General features: G+C 60.2%; 21 protein-coding genes and 1 pseudogene. 14 read left to right on the top strand and 8 right to left on the bottom strand.

From position 1 onward, the window contains the following. Nucleotides 1-97 precede the first annotated feature (97 nt). Nucleotides 98-973, bottom strand: coding sequence for a LysR family transcriptional regulator (locus J3P89_RS17305; protein ID WP_434695050.1), 876 nt, complete (start codon nucleotides 971-973; stop codon nucleotides 98-100). A gap of 122 nt (nucleotides 974-1,095) precedes the next feature. Between J3P89_RS17305 and J3P89_RS17300 the strand changes: the two genes are divergently transcribed. From J3P89_RS17300 to J3P89_RS17290, 3 genes are all read left to right on the top strand, one after another. Beyond that, complete coding sequence (locus J3P89_RS17300) at nucleotides 1,096-1,962, top strand: SDR family oxidoreductase (RefSeq protein ID WP_434695049.1); 867 nt, start codon at nucleotides 1,096-1,098, stop codon at nucleotides 1,960-1,962. Between the two features lie 135 nt (nucleotides 1,963-2,097). After that, nucleotides 2,098-3,072 (top strand): quinone oxidoreductase family protein, encoded by a 975-nt coding sequence (locus J3P89_RS17295; RefSeq protein WP_434695048.1) that lies wholly within the window; start codon nucleotides 2,098-2,100, stop codon nucleotides 3,070-3,072. Next, nucleotides 3,069-3,995 carry a LysR family transcriptional regulator gene (locus tag J3P89_RS17290; RefSeq protein WP_434695047.1) on the top strand — a complete coding sequence of 309 codons (927 nt, stop codon included), beginning with the start codon at nucleotides 3,069-3,071 and terminating at the stop codon, nucleotides 3,993-3,995. The genes J3P89_RS17295 and J3P89_RS17290 overlap by 4 nt, the downstream gene beginning before the upstream one ends. A gap of 9 nt (nucleotides 3,996-4,004) precedes the next feature. Here J3P89_RS17290 and J3P89_RS17285 read toward each other — a convergent pair whose 3' ends face one another. Further along, nucleotides 4,005-5,771: a S8/S53 family peptidase gene (locus tag J3P89_RS17285; protein ID WP_434695046.1), complete on the bottom strand. Its 1,767-nt coding sequence runs from the start codon at nucleotides 5,769-5,771 to the stop codon at nucleotides 4,005-4,007. A gap of 163 nt (nucleotides 5,772-5,934) precedes the next feature. Between J3P89_RS17285 and J3P89_RS17280 the strand changes: the two genes are divergently transcribed. Both J3P89_RS17280 and J3P89_RS17275 read left to right on the top strand, forming a co-directional pair. Continuing rightward, complete coding sequence (locus tag J3P89_RS17280; RefSeq protein ID WP_434695045.1) at nucleotides 5,935-6,684, top strand: gamma-glutamyl-gamma-aminobutyrate hydrolase family protein; 750 nt, start codon at nucleotides 5,935-5,937, stop codon at nucleotides 6,682-6,684. A gap of 215 nt (nucleotides 6,685-6,899) precedes the next feature. After that, the gene (locus tag J3P89_RS17275; protein WP_434624571.1) at nucleotides 6,900-7,283 is read left to right on the top strand and encodes a MarR family winged helix-turn-helix transcriptional regulator; all 384 of its coding nucleotides are present in this window, start codon (nucleotides 6,900-6,902) and stop codon (nucleotides 7,281-7,283) included. A gap of 9 nt (nucleotides 7,284-7,292) precedes the next feature. Here the strand turns inward: J3P89_RS17275 and J3P89_RS17270 are convergent, their stop codons facing one another. After that, complete coding sequence (locus J3P89_RS17270) at nucleotides 7,293-7,922, bottom strand: DJ-1/PfpI family protein (protein ID WP_434695044.1); 630 nt, start codon at nucleotides 7,920-7,922, stop codon at nucleotides 7,293-7,295. Between the two features lie 125 nt (nucleotides 7,923-8,047). On the opposite strand from J3P89_RS17270, the gene J3P89_RS17265 reads away from it, so the two are divergent. The 3 genes from J3P89_RS17265 (at nucleotide 8,048) to J3P89_RS17255 (ending at nucleotide 10,307) form a co-directional block, all read left to right on the top strand. Beyond that, nucleotides 8,048-8,602, top strand: a complete 555-nt coding sequence (locus tag J3P89_RS17265; protein WP_434695043.1) for a TetR/AcrR family transcriptional regulator — start codon at nucleotides 8,048-8,050, stop codon at nucleotides 8,600-8,602. A gap of 106 nt (nucleotides 8,603-8,708) precedes the next feature. After that, entirely contained in the window at nucleotides 8,709-9,764 is a 1,056-nt protein-coding gene (locus J3P89_RS17260; RefSeq protein WP_434695042.1) for an alpha/beta hydrolase family protein, read from the top strand. Nucleotides 9,765-9,806: 42 nt separating this feature from the next. Next, complete coding sequence (locus J3P89_RS17255; protein ID WP_434698019.1) at nucleotides 9,807-10,307, top strand: HIT family protein; 501 nt, start codon at nucleotides 9,807-9,809, stop codon at nucleotides 10,305-10,307. 207 nt (nucleotides 10,308-10,514) lie between these two features. Here the strand turns inward: J3P89_RS17255 and J3P89_RS17250 are convergent, their stop codons facing one another. Together J3P89_RS17250 and J3P89_RS17245 are read right to left on the bottom strand one after the other, a co-directional pair. Further along, nucleotides 10,515-11,447: a hypothetical protein gene (locus J3P89_RS17250; RefSeq protein WP_434695041.1), complete on the bottom strand. Its 933-nt coding sequence runs from the start codon at nucleotides 11,445-11,447 to the stop codon at nucleotides 10,515-10,517. 105 nt (nucleotides 11,448-11,552) lie between these two features. Further along, nucleotides 11,553-11,939 carry a hypothetical protein gene (locus J3P89_RS17245; protein WP_434695040.1) on the bottom strand — a complete coding sequence of 129 codons (387 nt, stop codon included), beginning with the start codon at nucleotides 11,937-11,939 and terminating at the stop codon, nucleotides 11,553-11,555. A gap of 220 nt (nucleotides 11,940-12,159) precedes the next feature. Between J3P89_RS17245 and J3P89_RS17240 the strand changes: the two genes are divergently transcribed. The 3 genes from J3P89_RS17240 (at nucleotide 12,160) to J3P89_RS17230 (ending at nucleotide 14,026) form a co-directional block, all read left to right on the top strand. Next, entirely contained in the window at nucleotides 12,160-13,380 is a 1,221-nt protein-coding gene (locus J3P89_RS17240) for an S-type pyocin domain-containing protein (RefSeq protein ID WP_434695039.1), read from the top strand. Nucleotides 13,381-13,389: 9 nt separating this feature from the next. Then, nucleotides 13,390-13,641 (top strand): colicin E3-like toxin immunity protein, encoded by a 252-nt coding sequence (locus J3P89_RS17235; RefSeq protein ID WP_434695037.1) that lies wholly within the window; start codon nucleotides 13,390-13,392, stop codon nucleotides 13,639-13,641. Nucleotides 13,642-13,774: 133 nt separating this feature from the next. Continuing rightward, nucleotides 13,775-14,026, top strand: a complete 252-nt coding sequence (locus J3P89_RS17230; protein WP_434695036.1) for a pyocin S6 family toxin immunity protein — start codon at nucleotides 13,775-13,777, stop codon at nucleotides 14,024-14,026. A 174-nt stretch (nucleotides 14,027-14,200) separates the two neighbouring features. Here J3P89_RS17230 and J3P89_RS17225 read toward each other — a convergent pair whose 3' ends face one another. Both J3P89_RS17225 and J3P89_RS17220 read right to left on the bottom strand, forming a co-directional pair. After that, entirely contained in the window at nucleotides 14,201-15,292 is a 1,092-nt protein-coding gene (locus tag J3P89_RS17225; RefSeq protein ID WP_434698018.1) for a methyl-accepting chemotaxis protein, read from the bottom strand. A 195-nt stretch (nucleotides 15,293-15,487) separates the two neighbouring features. Then, nucleotides 15,488-15,766: pseudogene (locus J3P89_RS17220) on the bottom strand (PAS domain-containing protein); the annotation flags it as partial. A gap of 246 nt (nucleotides 15,767-16,012) precedes the next feature. Between J3P89_RS17220 and J3P89_RS17215 the strand changes: the two are divergent. Further along, complete coding sequence (locus tag J3P89_RS17215) at nucleotides 16,013-16,741, top strand: hypothetical protein (RefSeq protein ID WP_434695034.1); 729 nt, start codon at nucleotides 16,013-16,015, stop codon at nucleotides 16,739-16,741. Nucleotides 16,742-16,805: 64 nt separating this feature from the next. On the opposite strand, the gene J3P89_RS17210 is transcribed toward J3P89_RS17215, so the two are convergent. Beyond that, the gene (locus J3P89_RS17210; RefSeq protein ID WP_434695032.1) at nucleotides 16,806-17,696 is read right to left on the bottom strand and encodes an MBL fold metallo-hydrolase; all 891 of its coding nucleotides are present in this window, start codon (nucleotides 17,694-17,696) and stop codon (nucleotides 16,806-16,808) included. A gap of 151 nt (nucleotides 17,697-17,847) precedes the next feature. On the opposite strand from J3P89_RS17210, the gene J3P89_RS17205 reads away from it, so the two are divergent. After that, the gene (locus J3P89_RS17205; RefSeq protein WP_434695030.1) at nucleotides 17,848-18,819 is read left to right on the top strand and encodes a GlxA family transcriptional regulator; all 972 of its coding nucleotides are present in this window, start codon (nucleotides 17,848-17,850) and stop codon (nucleotides 18,817-18,819) included. A 288-nt stretch (nucleotides 18,820-19,107) separates the two neighbouring features. Then, on the top strand, nucleotides 19,108-19,437 hold the full coding sequence (locus J3P89_RS17200) for a hypothetical protein (protein ID WP_122811180.1): 330 nt from the start codon (nucleotides 19,108-19,110) through the stop codon (nucleotides 19,435-19,437). Nucleotides 19,438-19,611 lie beyond the last annotated feature (174 nt).

Below are 19,611 nucleotides of genomic sequence, written 5' to 3'. Positions count from 1 at the left end.
TCCGATTGGGAAGCGGCTGCGGTGACGTATCGTAAGTGCGAAAGGGGGCGGTGGCTAGGGTTCGGGTTCCCGCGTCGTCTTTTGTGAACGGCTGCGCCTATCCCTTGAGCACCAACGACATGTCCGGGTACCTGGCGCACAGGAAATCGACGAAGGCGCGGACCTTCGGCGCCGCCAGGCGCCTGGATGTGTGCAAGACCCAGAGTTGCGGTTCGACGCCGGTGACAGTGCCCCACTGGACCAACTCACCGCGGGCCAGTTGGTCCCACGCGATCGATTGGGGAATGAGCGCAGCACCACCGCCGGCGATGGCGGCGTCGCGGATCATCAGGAATGAGGAAAACTGCAGGTTGGGGATGGGCTCCAGCAACAGTTCCCCTCCATCGAGCGTCCAGTGGGTGGGCTGGAAGCTCGGCATCACGATGGCGGGAACCGGGCGGATCGCGCCGGGTTCTGGCCTGGGTATGCCTGGGGCGGCTACGACCACCAGCCGGTCCTTGGCGAAGCAGCGCCCGACCAGGCTGCTGTCCGGGCTCGGATTGATCCGGATGGCGACGTCGAATTGATCCTCGACGAGGTCCACCAGCCGATCTTCCGCCACCACTTCGAGGGTGACTTGCGGGTAGGCCGCACAAAACTCGGCACCGATCCGACCCATCGCTAACTGCGAGAACAGCACCGGGGAGGCGACACGCAGGCGTCCTCGTGGCGTCGACCCTCCGTCACGCGCGGCCGTCAACGCCTCCGCCACCTCGGCCAGCGGCCCCTCGGCCCGGGCCAGCAGTGTTTCGCCGGCTTCAGTCAGCTTCAGGCCTCGCGCGCTGCGCTCGATCAGCCTCACACCCAATTGCTCTTCGAGCTCGGAGATGCGCCGCGACAAGGTCGCCTTGGATCGGCCGCTTGCTCTGCTTGCCTTTCCCAATCCCTCGCTGCTGGCGACGAGTGTGAAATCGATCAGTGCATTGAGGTTCATCGCTGTTCCAGATTTGAGACATGGCGTCTACATATTGTGGTCTTCGTTTTGCGGATGCAACGGTTTATCTTTTTTCCAACGCGGTTCGATTCATCCACTTGCATCCACTTCTGGAGATTCACATGAGCATTCTCGTCATCGGCGCCACTGGCACCATCGGTTCACTCGTCACGCAAGGCCTCGCCGACGCGGGCGCCGAGGTAAAAGCCCTGGTGCGCCAAACGGGTAAACGCACCTTTCCGACCGGTGTCACGGAAGTTGTCGCGGACCTCACCGATGTCCCGTCGCTGCGCGCTGCGCTGTCGTCGGTACGTACGCTGTTCCTGCTCAACGCCGTGACGCCCGATGAGGTCACCCAAGCCCTGATCACCCTGAACCTCGCCCAAGAGGCAGGCATCGAGCGCGTCGTCTACCTCTCGGTGATCCACGCCGATCGGTTCACCAACGTCCCGCATTTCACCGGCAAGCACACGGTTGAACGCATGATCGAAAGCCACGGCATCGCCGCGACGACCCTGCGCCCGGCCTACTTCATGCAAAACGAACGCATGGTCCAGCAAACGATCCAGGACTACTCGGTGTACCCGATGCCGATCGGCTCGGCGGGCGTCTCGATGGTCGATGCGCGCGATATCGCCGATGTCGCCGTGGCCGAGTTGCTGCGCCGTGACAGGGCTTCTGCACCGCTGGAGCGGATCACCCTGGACCTGGTCGGCCCGCAAGCGCTGACCGGGGCGTCGGTGGCGAAGATCTGGAGCGCCGCGCTGGGGCGCGAGATTGCCTACGGCGGTGACGATGTGGCGGCCTTCGAAGCACAGATGGCTTCGTTCGGTCCCGCCTGGTTGGCTTATGACATGCGCCTGATGATGGCCGGCATCCAGCAGTTCGGCATGACCAGCGAAGGCGCCGTCGACCGGTTGCAGGCCATCCTCGGCCGTCCGCTGCGCAGCTATGAGGCATTTGTTCGCGAGGCGGTTGCCGAGGCGTAAGTAGCCGGGGCAAAGGATCATTGCTGCATGCGATGCAGCAATGATCTGCAACCCGCCTGTCTTGTTCATTTCGGGATCGCTTCTCACACTGGCTCCGTCTGGTGAAGCCGATTTCCAACCGAGGGAGAAATGAACATGGCAACTGCGATCCGGTTCAACCAATTCGGCAGCCCCGATGTATTGACGCTGCAAGCAGTGCCCGAACAGTCGCCAGGGCCGGGCGAGGTCTGGCTCGAGCAGGAAGCGATCGGGGTGAATTTTCTCGACGTTACCCAGCGCAAGGGCGCCGTGCCGATTCCCTTGCCTTCCGGCCTCGGGCTTGAAGGAGCAGGACGTGTGGCGGCCGTGGGTGCCGATGTCAGTCAGGTAAAAGTGGGCGATCGCGTCGCCTACGCCACGGGCCCGATAGGCGCGTATGCGTCGGCCCGGCTTTATCCGGCGCAGCGGCTGGTCAGGATTCCCGATGCGCTGTCGTTCGATGATGCGGCGGCGCTGATGTTCAAGGGCATCACGGCGCAGTACCTGCTGAAAAGCACCTATCCCGTCGGGCCTGGCAGCACCCTTCTGCTTTACGGAGTGGCAGGCGGGCTGGGGGCGATCATGGTGCCGTGGGCGAAGCACTTGGGCGCGTTTGTGATCGGCGTGGTCTCCAGGCAAGCCAGCGTTGAAAAAGCCAAGGCATTGGGCTGCGATGAGGTCCTGGTGTTCGACGCCGACAGCCTGGCTTCGGATGTCGCGCGTATTACCGGTGGGCAGAAAGTCGACGTCGTCTACGACCCGATCGGGCGGGTCTCTTTCCAGGCCTCCCTGGACAGCCTGCGACCCCGAGGCCTGCTGGTGTCGTTCGGCGCTTCATCGGGGGCGCCGGCGGCCGTCGAGCTGGCGACACTCAATGCCAAGGGTTCGCTGTTCCTGACCCGTCCCTCGCTGGCCGCGCATACCGCGACTGTCGATGAATACCAGGCGCGGGCTCAGGATGTCCTGGCCGCGATCGATTCGGCTGTCATCCAGCCGCGAATCTGGGCAAGCTATGCGCTGGCTGACGCAGCATCGGCCCATGCCGATCTGGAGTCGGGGCTTTCATCGGGGGCGATCATCCTGAAACCATGAATCTTGATGTCTTGAATAACCAGCACAGCGACGAAATCGCCGCGTTCCTGGCCGTGGCCGCGCAGGGCTCATTCGTGGCGGCCGGCCGGCTTTTGCAACGGCACCCGACCATCATCTCGAAACGGCTCGCGGCGATGGAAAAGCGCCTGGGTGTGAGGCTGGTGGAGCGTTCCACCCGGCAGCTACGGATTACCGAAGTCGGAGCCAAGCTGGAGCAGCGCCTGCGCTCGGCCATCGAGTTGATGAATGAAGCTCAGGCGCAAGCGGCCGAGGGCGCCAGCGAGGTTCGCGGCACGTTGCGACTGGCATTGCCCGCGGCCATGGGCAGGCGTTGGCTCGGCCCGATATTGCCGGGGTTTCTTGAGGCATATCCGCACGTTTCGATCATCGCGGACTACAGCGAACGCCTGGTCGACATCATCGATGAAGGTTTTGACGCGGCGATCCGGATTGGCGAACTGGATGACAACCGATTGATCGCCAAGAAACTGAGCGATCACCGGCGCATCCTCTGCGCCTCACCGGCCTATCTGGAAAAACATGGCATGCCCCGGACGCCGCAGGACCTGGCCAGCCATAACTGCCTGCGCTTCAGCGGCCTGGCGTCTTTTCCTCAATGGCGGCTCCATCGTGGCAACGAAATGCAGACAGTCACGCCGAAAGGCAACCTCACCGCCAACGACAGTGAATCACTGCTGGCGGCGGCCTGCGCCGACGCCGGGATACTCGGCGCTGGAGACTGGTTGATGAGCCGTGAGATCGCCGCTGGCAAGCTCTTGCATGTGCTCCCCGATTGGCACTTGGACGCCGCTGGCGGGGTTTATCTGGTCAGGCCATCGGCCAAGTTCCCCAGTGCCGTGGTGGTCGCTTTCAAGCAATGGATCGAGGCGAGGTTCAGCCCGGCGCCGCCTTGGGGTCTGTGACCTTTCCAATCAACGCACCCGATCGCGACTTTGTACCGACAGATCCAGGGCCTTTTGCATGTCCAGCCGCGCCGAGCGACCGACGTCCTTGTCGTTGAGCTGGTAGTTGCGCTCCGATGGCAGGATAGGCGCGGTGAGGTCTTCGCCATCCATTTGTTCGAAGTCGTGATTATCGCCGATGGTCATGGCGCTGCGGCGCAGAAGCATGCGCAGTTGCTCGGGATGAAGCTGCGGATTGATCGACAGCATCGCCGCCAGCAGGCCGGTAACCATTGGCGTGGCGTAGGACGTGCCGCAATGCACCGCGCCGTCCTCGCCGGCATTGACCGTCGAGGCGTGGGTGCACGCGGCGGCGGTGATGTCGACGCGCATGTCGACGTTCGAGGAGTCGCGCTTGACTGCGTAGGCCGGATCATCGACCGCAACCCCGGCGCGTTCGCTGCGCTGATGCCCGCCGACCACCAGTAATTGTTCGGTGATGAACGAGGAGGGCAGGCGGTATTCATCGGTGCCCGAGTATGACGAGCCGTTGCCGGCGGAATTCACCACCACCACGTCGGGATGTTCCTTGCGCAGCCACAGGAAAAACTCCTCCAGCAACTCCTCGTAGCCGCTCATGGCGATGCCCGAGCGCAGCAACGAATCGACCTCGTCACCCTTGACGTTTTTCGCGCCAACGCGATGAATGCCCCAGCTCCAGTTGAGCACCCGCACGCCGTCCTCGACGAGGTTCACCGAGGCGGCGATGTTGGCGGTGATCCCGGCGTCGGAATTGCGCTCGACAATCACCTCGAAGCCGCCGCTGGCCTTGTCCAGGCCCCGTAGGAACCCGCTGTTGCCGCCATCGTTCCAGCGCGCGGCGAGGATGCCGGCGACCGTCGTGCCGTGGTTGTCCGGCTTGTCCGCATCGCGGGCATAGACGCAGGTCCGCGGCATTGAGCAGGGGCCGAGGTAATCGGCGAAATCCGCCGTGTCGAAATCCACGTCGCGCTCGATCAGGCCGATGCGCACCGGCTGCGGTCGGATCGGCGCCTGCTGCCCGGGGATGCGCCGCTGGTAATAGTGCACCGCATCCAGGAAGCGATTCGCCGCCCATTCATCGGAGTCCTTGGCCGGCTTCTTCGGCTCTTCTGGCTGGGCGGGCGCTTGCTCGGTCTCTTCGGCGGCGGACTCCTCTATCACCACCGCATCGACACTGGTCTCGCCGCCCAGACGCAGCACTAGCGCATCGCGCTCGACCAGGTCCTTGGCCGGCAGGCGCAGCTGATAAACGTTCAGCGGGGCGATGCTGCCGACCACCTTCGCGCCGTATTTGGCGGCGAGACGTTCGGCCTCCTGGCGACCGTCGTGACTTTCCTCGATGAGCACGCTCACCAGGTCCACATACGTGGTCAGGCCGTCCATGTTCTTCGCCACTTCGTTCGGCCCGGCGGCCACCACGTGGCTGGTGCGTAACGTCAGCCAGGCGGCGTTGCTGGCCCGCGGGCCGTCCTCCAGCCAGAGCGGGCCGCTCTGGTAGTCGGCGCGGTCCAGGCGCAGGCGGAGGTTGTTCCCGTCACGCTGAACGCTGCCGGCCGGAATCAGTTTCTCGCCCAGTTTCAGTTGCGGTGTTGCGTCACCCAGCCCCCGCGCGGTCAGGCACCATTCCTGGCGCTGGTTTTCCAGCAAGTCGCCGCAGCGTTTCAGGCCTTCCAGGCGTAGCGGTTCCTGCGCCACTGCAAGGGTGCTGGCAGACAGGGCGAACAGCGTTACGAGGGCGGCGGATCGTATGGGCATGGGGTGAGTTTTCTTGGTCGGGGATTGCTGTTCCGACCGTTGTGTCGCGAGCTTCGTTCAGCCCTGGGGTTCGATCCGTGGCGGTGGTCATCGAAATGGAACAACCGGACCCGCGCGGCAATCGGATTCTTAAACGTCTGAGACTCGAAAAAAGAGGGATCCCATGTCTCGTCCACCCATGATCGGAATCATCGCCTGCTCAGGCAAAATCGGCCCACACACCGTCCAGCTCAGCAACGACAAATATGCCCAGGCCGTGGCCACCGCCGCCGACGCGTTGCCGGTCATCCTGCCGGTGTTTCCGGCGCTGCTCGATCCGGCCCGCATCATCGCCGGCCTGGACGGCCTGCTCTTCACCGGATCGCCGTCCAATATCGAACCCCACCACTACGACGGCCCGCCGAGCCCGCCGGGCACCGAGCACGACCCGGCCCGCGACAACCTGGCGCTGCCGCTCTGGCGCGCGGCCGTCGAAGCCGGCCTCCCGGTGCTCGGCATCTGCCGCGGTTTCCAGGAAATGAACGTCGCCTTTGGCGGCTCGCTCCATCAACAACTCAATGGCCCAGGCGCCGAGCATGAACCGCCGAGCAATGAACCGGTCCAGGAACAGTACGCCCGCAACCACGCCTTGACGGTGCGGCCCGGTGGCGTGTTGGCGCGGCTGGGCCTCAAGGACGTGATCGAGGTCAACTCAGTCCACGGCCAGGGCATCGCGCGGGTGGGGCAGGGCTTACGCGTCGAGGCCGTGGCCGAGGATGGGTTGGTGGAGGGCCTTTCGGTGGAGGGCAGCCGGGCGTTTGCGTTGGGGGTGCAATGGCATCCGGAGTGGGAGGTTATGGATAACGCGGATTATCGGACGATTTTTCGGGCGTTCGGGGAGGCATGTCGGGAGCGTGCGGAAAAAGACGCTTGACGCTTGGATCTGGTTTCCAGATGCTGTAGCGGTCAAGTATCTGGAAGGTAGGGCTGCCCTGAATTGGTACGGGTTGCCGTTCGGCCCTCTGGGTGCAGGCAAATCAACGTTCACCCGTAACTGAAAGCCGGGTCGATCCGATGTCTTTCCCCTTAGCGCTGGAGCATTTTGCAATGTCTGTAAATTCACCTACTGAGCCGACCGCGAACGGATCGATGCTTGATCGCTGTATCCGCTTGTCACGCGCCTACACCTCAGCCGCGCGGCGGGTCGATGCCAAGCTTTCCGCCGTGCATGGCCTGAGCTTCAGCGACTTCATGATTCTTTACCACCTCAAGCATGCCCACAACTCCCGGCTTCGACGCGCTGACCTGGCCGATTGCATGGGCCTGACTGCGTCGGCGGTGACCAAGTCCCTGCTGTCGCTTGAAAAAATAGGCTTGGTTTCCCGACAAAGCGATCCGCGAGATGCGCGCGTGGGTTACGCCTGTCTGACCACGACTGGCGAACAGGTGTTTGCCGACGCGCAGGTTTCTGCGGAGTTCGCTTGCCAGGAGGTTTATGAGGCGATGGTGGGTGAGTGGAACAAAGCCGGTTGAGATTGCTATTTAAGCGCCTGGCCTGGACCCAATTCTCTGGATCTGACCTTGTCGGATGCTGAGCCCGATCAGGATATCGTAGAGCGCTTGCTGCCCGGCCGGCAGGACGGGGAGCAGGGTTGCGCGGCGCTTCTCGACATCGAACCAGGATTCAACCAGCCATCCCACCAGGTAAAGCGCGGCAAGACATCCGCCTGCCGTGGCGACATTCCCGTGGCAGACCAGCGGCTGATCCACGGGCTCGATTCCCAGGGCCAGCAGGCCTGAGCGAGCCTCCGGGTGGGTGGTTGCCCGGCTGTCGGGCAGCAGCCCAAGCCGCTGGAGAATAAACACCCCGGCGCAGATCGAGCCGATTCGCTGGCGTCGGGCATCGAGTTCAAACGACGGTAGGAAGTCCGCAGCTGCAAGCGCGGCAGGTATGCCTTGTTTGCCACTGACGAACAATACCGCGTCCGCGCCATTGGCCTCGCACAGCGGGCCGTGCACCGAAACCGCCAAGCCGTGCGCCGATGTCACGACAGGGCTGGAGGCCAGAATTCGTACGTGCCAGTCTTGCGTATTGCGGCCTAAGATGTCCCACATCAGGAACAGGTCGATGTCGGTGAACTGGTCGAAAGCGATCAGGGCGATTTGCTTCAAGGCGAACTCCATGAAAATGCTGGCGTGCAAAACGCAACGGCCTTCTATGCAGGTGTTCGCAACGTATCAATCGGTTTGGCACCCTACACAGTCTGTACGGTGCATTGAGAGGGAGCGAAGTAACCATGGAAAGACTGACTCGTCACCGTTGGATCGCGGCAGGCTTCGAGGCCCTCGACCAGGCAGGCCACGCAGGCGTCTCGGCCGAAAGCCTGGCGCGTCGATTGAATGTGACCCGTGGCTCGTTCTATCACCATTTTCGCAATCGCGAAGACTTTGTCCGCGCTTTGCTGGCTGCCTGGGAAGAGGACTACACGGGGCGCATGCTTGCTTATGCGGGCCAGGGTCGGAGCGCGCGAGAGACGTTGCAGCGCTACCTGGAAATCGCCGCGCAGAAACAACCTGGGCGGGAAGTGTCCATCCGCGCCTGGTCGCTGCATGATCCGTTGGTTGCCGAATTCCAGCAGCGTGTCGACGCAAGACGATTGGCCTTTGCGATACAGGCGTGCCGCCGCTTGGCCCCGGCGCCCGGTCAGGCGGAGGTCATCGGGCAGATGGCCCATTTGTGCCTGATTGGCGGGCAGCAGGCCGGAATACGACGTGATGCGGCGCGCTTCAATGGTTTCGTGAGCCGGGCTTTTGCCTTGGTCGAGGGTGTTATTGCGCCGTGGAGAGGCTGAGTGGTGGGCTGAGTTTGTTTGAAAGTGAAAGTCAGGCACGGCGGTACGGAATTAGGCTTTAATGCCCCGCGCAACTCAACTGTTTGTCCGATCAAGGAAGACGACATTGAACAATGCTTTTGCGGCTCTGTTTCTGGCTTGCCTGGCCACCTCCGTATTCGCTGACGAAAACCCTGTCGGCTTTCGCTCTTCGACAGTGTCGAATCCGCAGGATGACCGGCTGTTGGAAATGGTCGTCTGGTACCCCGGCGCGACTGCCGCAACCCCGCAACTGATCGCCGATAACGCGGTATTTGTCGGCGCATCTGCCGTTCGTGACGCGCCGCCGTCCGCCGGTGATCATCCCCTGGTGGTGCTTTCTCATGGATACAGGGGCAACTGGAGCAATCAGGTCTGGCTTGCCAGTGCCTTGGCCCGTAAGGGGTACATCGTCGCGGCCGTCAATCATCCTGGCACCACCACCCATGACCGCAGTCCGCAAGCAGCGGCGCAGTTATGGCAGCGGTCCGTTGATCTGCGCCGAACCATCGAAGAGGTCACGACCCAACCGGAAAAATTCGGCCAGGTTGCCAATCATCGCGTCGCAGTCGTGGGCCATTCACTCGGTGGCTGGACCGCCCTGGAAATGGCCGGCGCCCGTTTTGATCCGGACCGTTTTGCCGAGGATTGCAAAACCCATCCGCAGCTAGCCAGCTGCACCGTCTACGGGCAGATGAATCCGGCGAGTAGTCCGGACTCGAAAGCCGCGCTGGCCGCCGACTGGCGCGACAAACGCGTCACGGCCGTGATCACTCTGGATCTGGGCCTGTCGCGAGGCCTGACCGATGAAAGCCTCTCCGCGCTGCCGGTGCCCGCCCTGGTGATTGCTGCCGGCGTGCCCTCGCGCGAACTTCCCGCCGAGTTGGAGTCCGCCGACCTCGCCAGGCGCCTGCCGCCGGTGTCTAGCCGTTATGTGGAAATCAGCGACGCCAGCCATTTCAGTTTCATGTCGATTTGCAAACCTGGCGCGCAGGCAATGCTCGAAGAAGAAGTGCCAGGCGATGGCATCATTTGCCGGGACGGCGAAAACGGGCGTGATCGTGGGGTGATTCAACAGGAGGTCGTATCGTTGATAGCGGATTTCCTGGCGGGAGCGCCTGCGTCCAGTGGAGGCAGGTTGTAAGTTGCCTTGATCCGTCGTCCCCAACTTCATCAAGGTCATCCGATGGAAATATCGCCTCGCTTTGTCGTTCATGAATCAGAGCATTGGCTCATCAATCACCGCGTGGACAGTGCACTGCCCGGCTACCTGATGCTCAGCGCAAAACAGATGACGAATGCCTTGGCATCGCTGTCGGCTGAAGCGCTGGTGGAGTTGGGTGTATTGCAAGCGCGAATCCAGCACGCCATCGAAACCTGCCTGCAACCAAGACGACTGTACATTGGCCGTTTTGGTCATGACGCTGGTTACTCCATCCACTTCCATTTCATTCCGGTTTATCACTGGGTCGAAGCGCTGTTCTGGGACGACGACAGGTACCGGCTGCTGCAGACTTTCGGCTCGATCGACAGCAGTTTGCCTCAGACCGATGGTGCGGAATTGACGCTCTTTGTCTGGCGGGAATTTTGCGAGCGTCCTGATCCTCCGCCGATACAGGGGCCATCTGTTGAGCAGGTCGTGGCGGTGTTACGGCGGGAATTCGGTTTTCGGCTTGTTGATGAATAGCGCGGACCGTTAGCCCTGCTCGCGATGGCGGTGGTCAGCAGTGTAGGACCGCTTTCGCGAGCAGGCTCGCTCCCACAGGTTTTTCTGGCGCTCAGAAATAATCAATCCAACCCAGCCCCCCGTGGCGAGGGAGCTTGCTCCCGCTGGATCGCGTAGCGGTCCCAAGATTTTTGCGGCCACTGTGCAGCCGAGCGGGAGCAACCGCCCTCAAGGATTGGACTTCATCCGCCCCTCGATCGCCACGCGCAAACAACCCCAGGCGATGACCCCGATGACCAGCAGCTCGGCGACGCCGATAAGCATGTGAAAGGAAAAGGTCATCGGCTCCTCGGCCCAGTAGAAGGTCGTCGGGCGACTGATGCCAATGCGCAGCCGTCCGGTAAACAGCGAAGGCACCAACGTGATGATGCGGGTCAGCTCATACACAGCCAGGAAGGCGCCAAACAGGGCGAGCAGGGCGCGGACGGGGGTGCCCAGTTGCTCAGTCGTCTCAGCCGAAGGCGTCGGCGCCTTTGCTTTGCGCAGCCTGGCGATCTTCGCCGGGGTTGGAGCAGGCCGGTAGGCTGCCTTCGCAACGGCCGTCGAACCGATCATGACCTCGCTGGGCACTGGTACTTGCAGGTAGTCGGCCAGCTCACGCAGCCAAAGGTCAGTGCGTTTGCTTCCCGGCACTACCGGAACGTTGTCGCTCGTCAGGCGGTGTTCGGTACCATCGCGCAGCACCAGCCATAGCTGGGTGCGGGCTGGCTCGGCCTCCGGGTGGCGGCGAAGTTCGAGGTATTTGACGGCGTCGATGCTGAACACCGATCGCACCCGCTCACGGCGTCCAAAAAAGTTTCGGGTGCGACGCTTGCCTTCACCGTCAACGCGCGACAGCAGCAGGGTCTCGCGGGTGCCGGTGTAGACCAGCAGCGCCAGGCCCAGGGCAGGAATCAACAGCAGCCCGAGCATCATCAGAAGCAAGGTCAGTGGGTCCAGGCCCACCAGCGACGAGTCCGCAGTGGCAATCGCCAGCACGGCTCCCACGGGAAAGATCAAGGCCAGCGCACTGGTAAACAACACGAATACGCTCTGCACCCGGTTGAGCGAGTGGATGTGCAAGTCACCCCGCGCGGTGCGCTCGAACCGATATCCAATCAAATGCAGATCTCCTGAAAGCCGCCAGCCCAAAAGCAGCGGTGGATTTGAACGAGGTGGAACAACCGCCGAGTCGGCTGAATGATTGGTCGACAGCAACCTGACCGATTATTGGGCATCAGCCTCTGGCGCGTCATCGGTGTCCGGTTGAGCTCCGTAAGGTTCGCCAATCTGTACCCGGTCTGCCTTCACCCAACCGGTGTAGTCCTCGCCATCCTTGGCGATGTAATTCACTTCCAGCCAGGACTCGTCTTCAAGACTGGCGTAAACGGTGAGGGAGTCGCCGGGTATCACGAAAATCTTCTTGTTGGCGCAAGCCCCATCCGGCGCTTCGTGGAAATGCAGGCGCCCGGTGCCAATGACCTTGCCTTGCACTGACGGATGAAATTCAGGGACCGTTCCCGAGAGCTTTTCCGCCAGGGCAGAACAGTCGACAGCGGCCTGGCCAAGGCTGCTGAAAAGGCACAGGCACAACAAGCTTGAACGCAGATGCATCTAGGCAAAGTCCGTTTGGGTTGGATGCGTAGGATAGTGAACTCGCAAACTGTTGGGAAAGACTCATAAGCAGCTTTGTGCGGTTCCGCTAATTATTTCGACCCCGGCCCTCTGGCGTTTGAGGAAAACGGAGTAGCCAATTCAAGACGCGTCCTACATCGCCGCGCTTACCCCTTGCGTTAGCGTCCGTCCTGGATTTTCAGGATGAGATTCGCGACTCGTGACCACACGCCCCAAAGACCTGCCCAAAATTCGCAATCCACCTTCTGGAGAAGGGCACCGCGTTTCCTATCGAGACATGACCTCCAGCGAGGTGGCCGAGTACGAAGCACTCCAGCGTGGCCACAAAGCCATGCTTGCCCGACAGGCTGCTTATGAAAAACAACGTTGGGCCAAGGTTGAGAGGACGCCTCTCGTCATCACCGGGTCGGTGTTCGCCAAAAGCTGCGCGCTGCCCAACGGAATCATTGACTACAACAACCCCAACGGCTTTGTTCCGCCGGACCTGATCAAGCAGTACGGCGACCTGATGTGGCTTGGCGGCAGGAGCCCCGACGCGTCGGGAACCCTTCCCCTGAAGCAGATCGGCTCAAGCGCGATACCCGCCGCAATCGGCAGACTCGCGCTGGGCGGGTCCGCAGTATCCAGCGCCGGAGCCGTCGGCGGCACGGTCGGCGCGGCGCTGTTGACCGGCGTCGTCGCCTTGCTCTGGCCCTCCAGCCTCGGCGACAGCGCACTCTACAGCGAAGACCAGCTGCGCAATCTCAAACAGGCCCGCAGCCGCATGCGCCTGAGCATCGAGCAACAGGCCGATGGCAGCCTCAAGGGCTATGGCTTCTACACCGGCCAGAACCGTGACTGGGAAATGGTCGACGTCATCCAGCTGACGCCGCGTGCCGACCAATACGTCGCGGACCTTGGCGACGGCATCGAACTGATCTGGACCCCAGCCACCAACCCATCCGACACCCTCGGCATCCCGGCCTTGGAAGCCGCACCTCAGACGCCACACATCTGGATTTATCCGCCGACGCCCGTGGCGGACAGCATCATCGTCAACCCGATCTATCCGCCGGAGTACAAGGATTTCATCCTGGTGTTTCCGGTGGATTCGGGGGTTCGGCCGGTTTATGTGGTTGCCTCTGTCAGACGAAGCTCTAATTCAGACCATGACTATTATCCAGCCCCGGACACTGAAGAAATCACAGGCTTCTTAAATCTTGAAGCGGCAAAAAAGAAAACACCGAAACAAGGAGGAGCAGGACTTAGGGAGCGCTGGGTTGATCCTAAAGGGCGGACTATTTATGAATGGGATTCCAGGCATGGAGAACTTGAGGCGTATCGTGCAAGCGATGGAAGTCACCTAGGTGCATTCAGCCACGAGACGGGTCTTCAGATAGGTCCGGTTAAAAAAAATCGTAATATCAAAAAATATTTGTGAGGATTTAAAATGGGTATGAAAGTGAGGTTGGACTGGTATGACAAGGAAACTGAATTGGGTGCAGGAAAAGAATATTCGAGAGATATGGGGGACGATACATCTCTAATCGTCGCGCTGGGCTTAGAGGGAGAGCCCCGTATGTACGATGGAGGCTTTGATGTGCGCGGAGAATGGATTTCGGTTCTACAACTTTTCGAACATTTGATCGACCCAGGACAATTTGATTATCAGATCTCTTTTCGTTATCGAACCGTTTGGTAATCGGCTTGCACGAAGCACGCAGTCTTGGACCAAACATCAAGAAAATCGATTAGGCGGATACGACATTAACTGTTAGCCAAGCGAAACCTGTCAAGCCAGGTAGAGCAACCCACGATAATAGGAGTGGAATGCCGTGCCCTATTTTTTGATAACTGGCTTTTATCCAGATGACAAAAAAGATGATTCATTGCAGTTCGAAATGTCCGTCAGAAATTCTGAGCAGAATGAAATGCTAGCCCAAATAACCGAAGGGACATCTTTCGGAAAATTTAGCCCTGGAGAGCTGGAAATAACAAGTGAGCAGCTAACAATCATCGAACAGGTCTTGGGTATGAGTTTCCCAGCGGGGCTCGAGTATTACATCGGAACTTGCGTCGATTGCTAAGGAAACACTGGAAAGGAATCGTATGGGTCTCAAATTGCGACTCGAGCGTTACATCAAGGGGCGGGGATGACGAGGTGGTGTAGCGAAGCCGCTCGCGCGCCGAAGCGGACCAGGTCACCCCGGTCCGCCTCGCAACACCAGCTTCGGCAAAGCGAATTCAATTCGGTTGATTGACTAGCGATTAAATCGCTCCACCAACGAGTACTGAGTCATGGCTGTTCGCGTCAGTTCCTTGCTCAACTCCGCGGAGTGCCTGGCCTGTTCGGAGGTCTGGTCTGCCAGGTTCGCGATGGTGGTGATATTGCGGCTGATTTCGTCGGCCACCGCGGTTTGCTCTTCTGTCGCAGCGGCAATCTGGGTGGTCATGTCGGTGATGTGTGCCACGGCTTCGCTGATGCCGATCAGTGCTTTGTCTGCCTCAAGCACCCAGGCGACGCCTTCCTCAGCTTGTCGGTGGCCGCTTTCCATGGTTTTCACGGCGTTGCTGGAGGAGACCTGCAGCTTGGAAATCAGGCTATGAATCTGCGTGGTGGACTCAGTCGTGCGCTGTGCCAGTTGTCGCACTTCATCGGCAACCACCGCGAACCCCCTGCCCATGTCTCCGGCGCGCGCGGCTTCGATGGCGGCGTTCAACGCCAGCAGGTTGGTCTGGTCGGCAATGCCTTTGATGACATCGACCACCGTCCCGATTTCGTTGCTGTCCTTGGCCAGCTGCGCAACCGTCAGCCCGGTTTCGCCCACGACCTCGGAGAGACGCTGAATCGCCTGGCGGGTGTCACGGGCCACGTCGCGTCCGCGCCCGGTCAGCACGTTGGCTTCCTGGGTAGCGTCAGCCGTGCGCTGGACATGACTGGCGACCTCTTGGGTGGTCGCCGACATCTGATTCACCGCCGCCGACACTTGCTCAGTCTCGACGCGTTGCCGTTCAAGCCCGCGTGAACTGTCGGCGGCCAGGCCGTCGGACCTGCCGGCCAAACCGGTCAGTTGCTCGGCGGTGTCCTGCAGGCGAGTGAGGCACGTTTTGAGCCGGGATGCCTGGCTCTCGAAAGCTGTTTCAAGGCGAGCCTGCAGGCCGCGCTCGTCGCTGTACATTTTCGCCAGCAACGCATCCGAGGTTGATGCCTCGGCCATTTCCAACAGACGCAGCGCGCCTTTGTTCTGCTGGCGCGAGATGATCAACCCGACCGGAATCGATATTCCGACAGCAAGCAGCATCGCCATGGCGGTATTGAGGAAGGCGCCGCCCACTGTGCCCAATAAACCCATCAACAGAACCGGTACCCAACTGAGCAGGAAGGGGTACCAGCGATCAACACCCGGGACAGCTGCCTTGCCGAGCCTGATGCGTTTGTAGAGCGCTTCGGCGCGGCGGATCTGGCTGGCCGTCGGCTTGACTCGTACCGATTCGTAACCGACGACCTGGCTCCCTTCGTAAACAGGCGTGACGTAGGCATTGACCCAATAATGGTCGCCGTTTTTCGAGCGGTTCTTGACGATCCCCATCCACGGCTTGCCTTGCTTGAGCGCGGCCCACATGTGCGCAAACACGGCGGGCGGCACATCCGGATGACGAACGATATTCTGTGGTGCGCCGATCAGGTCCACCTTGTCGAATCCGCTGATCTCGACGAAGGCGTCATTGCAATACGTGATGACGCCTCGCGTATCCGTGGTGGAAATCAGCTTCTGCTGAGGTGCGAGTGAAATCTCACGTTGCGTGACCGGTTGATTGTTTCTCATTCTGAACTGCTCCCTGGGATCTGCAAGTCCATCGACTGCCGTTCAGAAAAGTTGATGAAATGCCGATGAAATACTCTGGTAACAATCAACGGTGGTGATTCTTTCCACGGATTCAATCATCAGCCCAGGCTGCGGAACGCACCCCCTCCAGAAGCTACGAAGCTGGCGACATGGAGCGATCTTCTAAAGTTGGATCCAGCACCGCCGATAACCTGAACGAACCCGCCCATCATGGACAGATGAAAAATGGTACTCACCGTCAGTTCCGCTTACATCCCGCCGGCCAATACCAACCTCACGCGCTCCGAACAGGCGCTCGTGACCAAGGCGCCGACAGACGCTGCGAAAGAACTCCTGGCAAACGCCAGCCCAGCGGCCATCTTCCATCCCAGCGAAGAAGCCCAGGCAACAATGCCGATGCCTGTGGCGATCGAGACCTGGATCGGTCGCTCTCAATCAGCGGACTTTCCTCGATACGCCGAGGTCCTCAAAGGGGCAACCAGTACGCTGAAGTCCTCGTTCGAGGATTTCCAATCCACGCTCTCGACGACCCACCCGGACTTGGCCGGCAAGAAATACGGCTTCACCGTCGACGCCGATGGGAGCCTGAAAGTCCTCAACAGCGCCGGCCAGCTCAACAGCTCCGATATCCAGCGGCTGACCGACTTGCTCAACGACTCCAAGGACCTGAAAGCCGCCGCCATCGCAGTCCGCGACGCCTCGATCGACCTGGTCGACGCCGACTCGCCATGGTCCGGCAGCTACCTGGGCCTCTACAGCCTGACCAAGGAAAACTTTGCCAACACGATCGATCTGGCCCCGTTGCTGAAAGACCGTGGGTCGGTGTCCATACAGGAATATTCTGACGGGTTGTTTTTCAATCAGTTGGCGTACAAGGGCGAGCGGGCGACGCGGGAGACGGAACAGGCGATGTTCGAGAGGCGGGCGGCGGAGCGGTTTTCGGTGCGGGTTTGAGTGTTAATGGCATTGAAAAAAGGGGATAGATTTATTTGCTGAATAAATCTGCCCCCTTCCGCTTTTAGAATTCCAGCGAAGCGCCGTCTTCCGGAATGTCCACACGCCCCTCAATCCCTTGCTTCTTGACGTAAGCGCGCAGCTCTTCACGAGTCAGGGACATATGGTTGATCGCGTCCATGTGCACCGCGACAATTTGTGCGCTTTTCGCGGCTTTCGAGGCGCGAAGCACATCTTCTTCGCCCATGATGATCGAGCCGTCGAATCCCGCCATTTTTGCCTTCCCGGCGTTGAGCACGATAACTTCCGGGCGGTACTGGTTGATGGCCTGGTCGACCTCGCTACGCCAGATCGTGTCACCTGCAAGGTAGAGCGTCTTATAGCCCGGCGATTGGAAAACCACGCCCATGGCTTCGCCTAGCGGTTTTGCGAGCGCTGGCACGGCATACATTTCGTCAGTGCCATGCTGGCCGCCGGTCTTGGTGATCTTCACGCCGCCGAATTCGGCTTCATCCGTCAGCACGCGTACGTTCTTGAAACCCTGGGAACGAATCAGCCGTGCATCTTCTTCATGTTGGGCGAACAACGGAATGTCTTTAGGCAGCGCTTTCTGCGCGGCATCGTCCCAGTGATCCAGGTGCGTATGGGTGACGATGACGGCGTCGACTCCAGCGATAACTTTCTCAGGCGATTCCGTCAGATCAACCAAGGGGTTGCGCAGGTTGCTTCGATAGGTATTTTCAAAACCCGGATAAGCGCCTTTTTTTGCCAGCATCGGATCGATCAGGAAAGTGGTGTCACCGTAGGTGATTTTCACCGTCGCGTTACGAACCTGCTGCAGATCCAACTTGTGAGAGGCGTCCGGCGCCTTGGGAGCATTCGAACTGGCGAACGCGGGGGCAGTGGCTACGGCACACGCCATGCTGACGGCAAGCGGTAAAGTTCTGAGTTTCATAAGAATCAATCCTGTTGTTTACATCGAGGAGTCCATTCTTGCTGAATGTCTCGCGAGCCAACAGTGGCCCGAACGACATATTTCGCTATAATCGGGCCAACTGCTCGACGTGGTTCGGCTTGAGCCCCACAGGGCGAATCGAGGCCTCCTCATGCTTCCCATAGGCGTTGCTGTTCTAGCTTTCGAAGGCGTCAGCCTTTTTCATCTTTCCGTGCCGGGAATGGTATTGGGAACCGCGCAACCCGCACCCGATGGGCCTCGGTACGAAATCAATTACTGCGCAGAAGTGCCCGGAGTGATCAGCACTGACCAGGACATTGGCCTGTTGGTAAGCCTCGGCCTGGAGCTGATGGAAACCTGCGACGTCATCATCATCCCGGCGTGGGGCGATCAATCCCTTGTTGCATCGCCCCAACTTGTAGAAGCGCTGCAGCTCGCCAATACGCAAGGCAAGCTCATCGTGGGATTGTGTTTGGGTGCGTTCGTCCTCGGCGATGCCGGGCTGCTCGATGGAAAGGAAGCAACCACCCACTGGGCCGCCGGTGACCAGTTTGCGCAACGTTTTCCCAAGGTTCGATTCAAGCCCGAAGTGCTCTATGTCAGCGCCGATAACATCGTGACGTCCGCCGGAACGGTAGCGGCAATTGATTGTTGCTTGCACCTGATACGCGAGCGACTCGGCGCAGACGTGGCGAATCGCACCGCAAGAATGCTCGTGACGCCACCCCACAGGCCAGGAGGCCAGGCGCAGTATGTTGAACGCCCGGTGCCGCAATTATCTGGCGAGACTCACCTGTCCGACGTCCTGACGTGGGCCCGAATGAACCTGTCCGGCGACCTGTCCCTCGACGTGCTGGCAGACATGGCAAAAATGAGCAGACGGACTTTTACCCGTCGGTTCAAGGAGGCGACTGGCACAACTGTGTCGAAATGGTTGACCGCTGAACGAGTGGCTAGGGCGCAGGCGTTGCTGGAAACGACTGAGTTGCCTATTGAATGCATCGCGGGGGAGGTGGGGTTTGGGACGTCGCTGTCGTTGAGGCAGCATTTTGGCGCGCATCTGGGGACGTCGCCTTCTGATTATCGGAAGATGTTTTGTCTTGGGGTGGGGCGGAAGGGGTGATGGTATTGGAGGCGCGTCCGGGGGCTGCGTCGGGCTCGGATTAATTTCCGCCGCTACAAACAATTCGAGAGGTTTTTGAAGTGGGTCCGGGCGGCGCGGGAGACAGAGGTGGTCATTGGAGGCCGCCACCCATTCTGATGGGCTGCAATCGGCCAGGAGCGGTCACTCGAAGGCGCTTTGAGGTGATGTGTCGATTGAACCACTGAAGCTTCATCGTTCTTCCTTGAGGATCTCAGAGAGCTGCCTTCTAGAATACGGAGCATCGCCATTAGCAATCAGGGGGAAAAGATGAACGAAGAATTCAGCTATGTCTGGTTGCTGCCGCTGCTTGAAAAACCTTTCGAAACGGCTGCACTCGATTTGCCAGATGCGGTAGGAGCCCTTAGCGAAAAATATACACTGCCTGCCGGTATAGCGTTGCAGCCGCTGGTGATCACAGCCTTGACGTCGCATTCCGAATATTGGTCGGGGCTGGCGCTTAAATGGCTGGAGGATGGCTTTCCGCTAGACGTTGAGCTGACCGCACTCTTGGCTCGTTGCACCGAGGACAAAACGTTATCCCAGTCTCGCCGTCATAGGGCACGTAGGCTCGTTGGTCGGAAAAAATCAGAAAGCTGAATCCTGTGTCTGGTTGTTATCGGCCAATACCAGACGGTCACGAGACCATCCCGCAGGGTATAAGCGATACTTCGCGAACATGGCCTGTTCAGTCATGACCTGCTTAAGCCAGTTTCAGAACGGATCGGTGGATTGCTAGGCGTCCATACTCGTGGTTACTGGAACCAGATACGA

This window comes from Pseudomonas sp. Z1-14, from assembly GCF_051132005.1.
GTDB lineage: Bacteria > Pseudomonadota > Gammaproteobacteria > Pseudomonadales > Pseudomonadaceae > Aquipseudomonas.
This window is presented reverse-complemented; position numbering and strand designations above follow the sequence as displayed.